The organism is Kosakonia sp. S42, assembly GCF_016624785.1.
GTDB classification, from domain to species: Bacteria; Pseudomonadota; Gammaproteobacteria; order Enterobacterales; family Enterobacteriaceae; genus Kosakonia; species Kosakonia cowanii.
Map to the genome: position 1 here is coordinate 24,317 of NZ_JACVTW010000036.1, position 7,290 is coordinate 31,606.

At 44.8% G+C, this 7,290-nt stretch carries 6 protein-coding genes; 2 read left to right on the top strand and 4 right to left on the bottom strand.

Annotated features, from left to right (window positions below; all coding sequences use genetic code 11):
* Nucleotides 1-183 precede the first annotated feature (183 nt).
* A complete protein-coding gene (locus IAE50_RS22720) occupies nt 184-1,968 on the top strand; it encodes an EAL domain-containing protein (protein WP_200581392.1) in 1,785 nt (594 codons plus the stop codon).
* Nucleotides 1,969-2,567: 599 nt separating this feature from the next.
* On the opposite strand, the gene IAE50_RS22725 is transcribed toward IAE50_RS22720, so the two are convergent.
* A complete protein-coding gene (locus tag IAE50_RS22725) occupies nt 2,568-2,981 on the bottom strand; it encodes a hypothetical protein (RefSeq protein WP_200581393.1) in 414 nt (137 codons plus the stop codon).
* Between IAE50_RS22725 and IAE50_RS22730 the strand changes: the two genes are divergently transcribed.
* Complete coding sequence (locus IAE50_RS22730; RefSeq protein ID WP_200581394.1) at nt 2,945-4,594, top strand: methyl-accepting chemotaxis protein; 1,650 nt, start codon at nt 2,945-2,947, stop codon at nt 4,592-4,594. The genes IAE50_RS22725 and IAE50_RS22730 overlap by 37 nt on opposite strands.
* Before the next feature lie 133 nt (nt 4,595-4,727).
* On the opposite strand, the gene IAE50_RS22735 is transcribed toward IAE50_RS22730, so the two are convergent.
* From IAE50_RS22735 to IAE50_RS26545, 3 genes are all read right to left on the bottom strand, one after another.
* A complete protein-coding gene (locus IAE50_RS22735) occupies nt 4,728-5,237 on the bottom strand; it encodes a DUF523 domain-containing protein (RefSeq protein ID WP_200581395.1) in 510 nt (169 codons plus the stop codon).
* A gap of 195 nt (nt 5,238-5,432) precedes the next feature.
* Nucleotides 5,433-6,098, bottom strand: coding sequence for a serine hydrolase (locus IAE50_RS22740; RefSeq protein WP_200581396.1), 666 nt, complete (start codon nt 6,096-6,098; stop codon nt 5,433-5,435).
* Nucleotides 6,082-6,384 (bottom strand): serine hydrolase domain-containing protein, encoded by a 303-nt coding sequence (locus IAE50_RS26545; RefSeq protein WP_200581397.1) that lies wholly within the window; start codon nt 6,382-6,384, stop codon nt 6,082-6,084. Before IAE50_RS26545 ends, IAE50_RS22740 begins: the two co-directional genes overlap by 17 nt.
* Nucleotides 6,385-7,290 lie beyond the last annotated feature (906 nt).

Sequence of the window (7,290 nt, forward strand, 5' to 3'; positions counted from 1 at the left end):
GCCTGTAAAAGGCGTTTTTTTTATCTATTACCCTGTCTTTTTACAGATATTATCAGTACAGATCATATTTGCACCTGGCTAACATTGCCTGCCGGTATGCTTCCATCCTGCTGTAACAACCCTGTCGTTTTCAGCAACTCCTCAATTTAAGACCCACCGTCCACAGCCGGTTGGGAGGCAACAATGTTACTCAATATCGGCGACGACAAAGAACGTCATTTTCTGGCGTTACAGGCACTACTCACCCCGGATGACAGCCGCGATGATGTACTGCGCAAAATCACGCAGTTAGCTGCAAGAATGTTAAAAATACCTGGCAGTTTTATTTCCGTGCTGGATGATGAGAACCAGTATGTGCGGGCAGCAATCAACTTTCGTCTGGAGACCTCTTCACGGGTTAACTCTTTTTGCCGCTACGCCGTGGACAGCGGTAACCCGTTTATTGTTCCGGACACCCTTCAGGATGCCCGTTTTGCCGCGCATCCGCTGACCCTTTCCAGCCCGTTTATTCGCTTCTATGCGGGCGTGCCACTATCCACACGTGATGGCATCAAATTAGGCACACTTTGTGTAGTGGACACCAGCCCCCACATAATTACAAAAGAGCAGATTGATACTCTTCAGTTGCTGGGTGAACTGGCGATGTCGTTTCTTGAAGCCTGGCATTATGCCGGTCTGACGGATGCCATAACCGGGTTGCCCAACAAGTTGCATCTGTTACGCGATATCCAGCTGCTGGCCACAACGAATGATATTGCCGAACGTGACCTGATCCTGATTGACTGTATAGATATGCCCCGCGCGCATGAACTTGCGCGCACCCGAGGGATGACACCGATTGAGAACCTGCTGCGCGATATGGCGATTATGCTGCCCCTGCGCCTGCGCCCGCTCAGGTGCGGAAAACTCTACATGGTCGCAACAGGCCGTTTTGCCCTTCTGACTCATGTTTCCGATAAAATCTCAGCCAGCGTTGTTGCCAGTCGCTTACAGGGTGTCAGCGCAGAGCTTGAGCCGGGAATTTCCGTTGAGTTCAGAGTCCACACAGCTGGTAAGACATTCATCCCGGGAGAGTCATCCGCCAGAGAAGTTTTGAATAAGGCAGTCAGTGCATTACACCATCGTATTCGTCAGAATATTTTACTGTTACCAGAAAGCACCTGGGCAGACGAAGACGCGCCCTCTACACCTGCGCTGATGGATGAACTGCGACAGGCTATACAGGGTAACATGCCCGGGCTTTACCTCGTTTATCAACCAAAAATTTGCCTGCAGAGCGGTGTACCGGTAGGAATTGAAGCTCTTATTCGCTGGCGACATCCGCAAAAAGGCGAACTTTCACCGGGAATCTTTGTTCCTATCGCAGAGCATGCAGGCCTGCTACCCGATCTGACGAGCTGGGTTATCGCCAGTGTCATTACTCAGCTCAGGGGCTGGCACATCGCCGGCCTTGCAATACCCGTCTCGGTTAATGTGAGTATTCACGACATCTCAGCATCCGGTTTTGCAGACAGCCTTGAAGAACAAATGATTCGTGCCAGCCTGCCCACTCGTCTGTTGGGCATTGAGTGTCTGGAAACCGAACGGATCATTGAAAGCACCGCAGCAATTGAGGGGCTGGAAGATCTGAAACTGCGCGGGTTTCCTATTTCTCTGGATGATTTTGGCACCGGTTACAGCAACATCAGTTACCTGCGTCGTATGCCGATTGATATCATTAAACTGGACCGGAGCCTGATTTCCCGGCTCTCGCAGGATACCGGGGCGCGTATTATCGCGCGAAGCATCATTTCTATGCTGAAAGAGCTGGATTATATCGTGCTGGCGGAAGGAGTGGAGAATTCACAGACCGGCGAGACTCTGCAAAAATATGGCTGCGATCAGGCTCAGGGTTATCTCTATGCCCGTCCACTCCCTGCCGAGGAAATGCGCAACTGGCTCGAGCTGAAGTTGACCAGTCTGAAATAACATTACTTGTCTGCCACTTATTGCTTCCTGATGCATCTGTTTAAGAGACCACGCTGCACCTCGACAATTCAGAAGCACGAGACACAAACTAAAAGACAGTGATAAAGGAAAGACTGAAAAAACGGTGCGCCCCCTATAAGATCATAATCAGCAGGCAGCATGAACTTCGACTGCGCAAGCAGAGCTCCCGGGTCATCGGCCCTTGCGCTGCGATCTGCTATTGTGAGAAAACTATTGAATGAGCGCTTGTCTACAGTAATGAAATCTGGCGCAGGTTCGTTTTTTCAAAAACCTGCGCTGATTAAAGCCCAAAGCAAGACCGTTTGGGGCCAGACAATTGTAATGGCGACCCGTCTTCATGCGTGACAACATGGTTCCAGACCAGCACCCTACTGAATTTGACATAAGTCGCGATGATTTGCCTATAATAGTTAAAAAATAAATCACCGTTATAACTTGATGGTGTCAGTGATGTCGCTGGCACCTTTTTTTTGTGACTGACTACAGGAGCTTATGCTCTTCTCTCACTGCAAAACTGTTAATTAAACGGGTAATCCACTGAAATACCCACGTTAAAGCACGTCTTTTAATCCATCGCTTCAGAGCTGGAGGTGTATCCTTACTACCAGATAAAACGTGAATGTTGATTTGCCGCTCCCGTGAGCGGCTTTTTTTATCGGCTTAGCAAAGTACAAGGCAGAAATTATCACCTCCTCTTCAGCCAGTCTGACCTGATCCTCACTGTTTAACATACTGTGATGCCCATAATTTTCGCCAATAATCTGCGGGTCCGGTGATGCAGAAGAAGATTTTTGATTCCTCAAGACAGCCAAAACCTTGATGCCATCTACTGTAAAACCCGACAGATTCAGCAGCTTTTCCTTTCCCTCACCTAAATTTTCTGTCTTCGTTGCCGAAAACAAGTATGTAACAACTTCTTTTCTGTTTAATTTTTTACAACACTGGTGGACGACTGATGACAATTGCGCAGCGACTTTTTCTGAGCTTTTCAATGCTTACCATATCCCTTATATCTGTAGTGTTAATCGCGGTTCTTGTTGTGACGGGGTTCCAGTCCCGGTTTCAGTATGTTCAAAGTAATGCGATACCTTCAATTATCGATTTAGGCAAGCAAATTGATGCTGGTAATGAGTTGATTATATGGCTCTATCGACATCAAAGTGCCACCCAGTCAGCTCGACAGGCTCAACTTGAGAATGAAATCAAGCGTCAGATAGATAACCTGAAATCCCTTAACCAGTATTACCTGGACAATGATATTTCCAGTGATGAAGACAGGATTTTGACACAGGGTGCATTCGGGACTATTACCCAGATTGAACAGAAATTACCCGCTTTTCTGAAAGGATCTGCGGCTCAAAACGACGTTGTTTCATTATCAGAGCTGCAAGGTAACACGGGTGTCGGCCAGCAAATTCGCAACTTGATCCAGGGTTATCAAAAGCAGCTGGCTCTCAACGTCAGTATCGGCGAAGGACTCAAGAAAGATAACCAACACATTTACACAATGACTTTCTGGAGTCTCATTCTGGGTTCTGCTGCTGTAATACTTATCCTTGGTGCTGTGGTGATAAAAACTATCATCAGTATCCGAAGGAGCCTGGAAGCAATGCGTTTCACCATGGAAAAGACCAGTTCCTCTTTAGATCTCACAATACGGGCAGATTCGGCACGCAAGGACGAAATTGGTCTGACGGCATTGTCATTCAATCATCTGGTAGAGCGTTTTGCTACTTCTCTGTCAGAAGTCAGTCATTCTTCTTATTCGGTAAGCGCGGCTTCCGCACAAATATCTGCCGGTAATGAAGATCTGTCTTCACGCACGGAAGAGCAGGCAGCCTCGCTGGAGCAAACGGCGGCGAGCATGGCTGAACTGTCTGAAACGGTACGACAAACGGCAGAAAATACTCAGGTTGCAAGTCAGCTGGCTAAAAACGCGCGTGCGATTTCGGATAACAGTTCAGTCAGGGTTAAAAATCTGCAGGATACAATGAACGACATTCGGAACAGCTCAGCAAAGATTACAGACATCATTGCGCTGATCGAAGGGATAGCTTTTCAGACCAATATTCTCGCCCTTAACGCAGCGGTGGAAGCGGCTCGTGCAGGCGAACAGGGTCGGGGATTTGCCGTCGTGGCAGGTGAAGTCCGTAACCTTGCTCAACGTTCCTCATCTTCCGCTAAAGAGATAAAAGAACTAATCGAATCATCTATGAGTTATGTTGAAGCCGGTGCAAATCAGGCAGAGGATGTAGGTCGCAACATGGTTGATATGAATGACGCAGTTCGCCAGGTTGCCGAATTGATCGATGAAATTTCCATTGCCGCTCAGGAACAAATGCAGGGCATCGGGCAGGTTCACCAGGCTGTGAACCAGATGGATGATGTGACGCAACAGAATGCGGCTCTTGTTGAAGAGGCCTCGGCGGCATCACGCTCATTGATGGATCAAGCCGATGGTCTTAAACAGCTGGTTTCGGCGTTTGTGATAGTCAAATCTGAGATAACAAACAATGATAAGGAAAAAACAAGAAATAAGCCGGTTAGTTTGTTAACTGCCAAAAACGCTAAAGAAGATCAGTCGGAAAACTGGAAACGATTCTGATACCAAACCCGCCCCTAATGGGGCGGGTATAACTGTTTGTTTTGGATTCTTAAAAAAGGTATTACCTGGCCAGCGATGCCATCTCTGCCTTAACGTCTGTTAAAGACCAGAAGCGGAACGGCTTCTCATACACTCAGCCAGAGGTTGAGTTCCCTTCTCTTTCTTCAACCCATAGAATTAGCTCCGGGAGCTGTTCTTCGGAGAATACAACTATACCATGACTGGCAAGTAGTGATGCGGCTACACCCATACCACTTTTTCGGATATTGTTAAAAGACCCGTCATAGATATTACGACTACCACATGTTGGACTTCCGTCAGTTAACAAAGCAGCGCGACAACCAGATTCCTGGGCCGCACGCAGAGCCAGCCAGGCTGCAAGCTGATAATGTTCAGTAACATCTCGCCCGGAATTCTCAATTATTCTGGCACGACCACGCATTACCTCGTTCCCGTCACCAGACATGATTTCAGCTGGTGGGCGAGGTATCGTCAACCCGGCCGCCAGTTCAGGGCAGTGCACCACTAACCGCTTTTCCTGTTGCCACTGAGACAGTTTATCTGTCACCTTAGCTTTATCACTTCCGTTGTAACGAACCTTGAAGCCCATCAGGCAAGCACTTATAAGAATTTTATTTATCATCTTTTTTCTGGTTCAGATGATGAAAGATGCAGATTGTACCATTTATCATATATGATTTATCGAACTTTTAAATTCACCCTAAAATCAAATTTGCTTGCAACGGGTACGCATTACATGGTGCTTGCTTGAGCTAGAAGCCGGCCTTAGGTCTTGACACGTGTTTGATGTATACCAAGAGAAAATGAAGTTTTTGCTCTATATATTCATTGCCATCATGCCATTAAATAGTTTAAGGGCAGTCGCAGATACATCGTAATCTTCAATGTTGGATAATAATGCAAGAGTAAATTTTTCATGTTGCGAACGTATAAAATAGCTTTCTCCACCAAAACTAGAGCCAAGGTGGCAATAGATTTCACCTGAATCGTTTTTATCCAACTCAATGCCAAAACAGTAAGAGCTATGCTCTTCAACCATAATACCTGCATCAGTAAGTCCAGGAAGCGGAGTAAGCATTTTCCTTATTAATTCATCGCCCCCTACTAAACCAGAAGAAAAATTTAGCCCCCATTTCATTAAGTCACCAGCAGATGAATGGACAAGGCCTGCCCCCATCACTCCCCATGGGCTGAAGACAGGAGAAAATACGTTATTTTCATTTTTATGATAACCACTCACTGCTACTTCCATCCTGGCTAACTCATCAGAAACAAAAGAGTTATGCATCCCTAAAGGGTAGAGTATCTCTTTTTTCACAAAATCAGCAAAGCTTGTTCCGGAAACATTTTCAACCACCTGAGCAAGAAGTATATATCCAGTGTTACTATATTCATGCTTCGTGCCCGGAGTAAAATGAAGGTGCCTCTCTTCGAAAATCCCAGCAATAATTCTTTCTGATTTAAATTCAGAAAAATAATCCATCCCTTTTTTTAGCTATATCAAACAGGCATGGAAGTCCTGATGTGTGATAAATGAGAATCTCAAGACTTATATCATCTTCAATTACAGCAGCTTCAGGAATGTATTGAAAAAGCAGATCGTTTGATTTTAGCGCCCCCCTTTTTTCAAGAAGAAGAATACTGAATGCTGTAAATTGTTTTGATACAGATGCAATATCAAATATACTATTTCGATCTATTGGTGAGTTAGTTGGTGTATCTTCAACGCCCTCGCTGAATTGAAAAGACCTTCCATCATCATATTGCATAAGGGCGATGCCCCCGGGTGTATTTATTAATGATTTTGTCATAGAGATAAACTGAAGCCGCTTTATTAGTAAACAAATAATTGTAACAGATAATAGCATGTTACTGGAGTAACTGCTTCTTTCCCGGGCTGCTATGGTCATTCTTTACATGATAATGTCCGATTAAACAGTGCATGTTTAATCATTATTGTGCATAATATCTCTGTTAATGTCAGCTTCTCGCACGAAGCGGTCATACATCCTCATTATCCCGAACTGTACATTGCCTCCTGCTACTCGTTGCTACTCGTTGCTACTCAGAAAACCTATATAGATAACGAATGGGTTGCAGAGTATTAAATACCACCTCGCGCAAGCTGCGTATGGTCGACATCATTGTTCACCACACGCAGACCTTCGAATATCGGATTAGGTTGAAGGTAGAAACAGATTTGATAGATAGATGAAACAGAAGCAAGTCGCTTAATTTATCAAGCGTGCTGTTTTAAAAATAAGTCAGGAGGCTGATTTATTGTTACCTCCAATAATATTGATTTATTTAAAAACATATCTCACCAAAAACAAAAAGATTCCTCCGGTGAAAGCAAGAAAAGAAAAACAAAAGTGCATGGCAATAACAAATTTAAAATGACGATCGTTATGATTGAATATTCTCTTTTTCCTGTTTATGTACATAGTTACAGTTCCTGTCCTGAAGCCCTTTATTGCAACATAAAACTCAAACATGCTACCACTAAAAAATCCCCACAACTGCCAATCCATACATCCACCATTACTGTTATTAACTATAATATTTATCCAGTCTTTTTATATCATAGCGAAATAAATAAATTAAGAATTAAATCACAGAAGAAATGACCCTGACCCGAAATCCTGTGCCATCCAGAAACAGAATGCCGGCATAAT

Excerpts from the sequence above, each read along its gene's own strand:
- IAE50_RS26545 (WP_200581397.1), bottom strand. The coding sequence starts at position 6,384 with ATGCAATATGATGATGGAAGGTCTTTTCAATTCAGCGAGGGCGTTGAA.
- IAE50_RS22740 (WP_200581396.1), bottom strand. The coding sequence starts at position 6,098 with ATGGATTATTTTTCTGAATTTAAATCAGAAAGAATTATTGCTGGGATT.
- IAE50_RS22730 (WP_200581394.1), top strand. The coding sequence starts at position 2,945 with ATGACAATTGCGCAGCGACTTTTTCTGAGCTTTTCAATGCTTACCATA.
- IAE50_RS22720 (WP_200581392.1), top strand. The coding sequence starts at position 184 with ATGTTACTCAATATCGGCGACGACAAAGAACGTCATTTTCTGGCGTTA.
- IAE50_RS22735 (WP_200581395.1), bottom strand. The coding sequence starts at position 5,237 with ATGATAAATAAAATTCTTATAAGTGCTTGCCTGATGGGCTTCAAGGTT.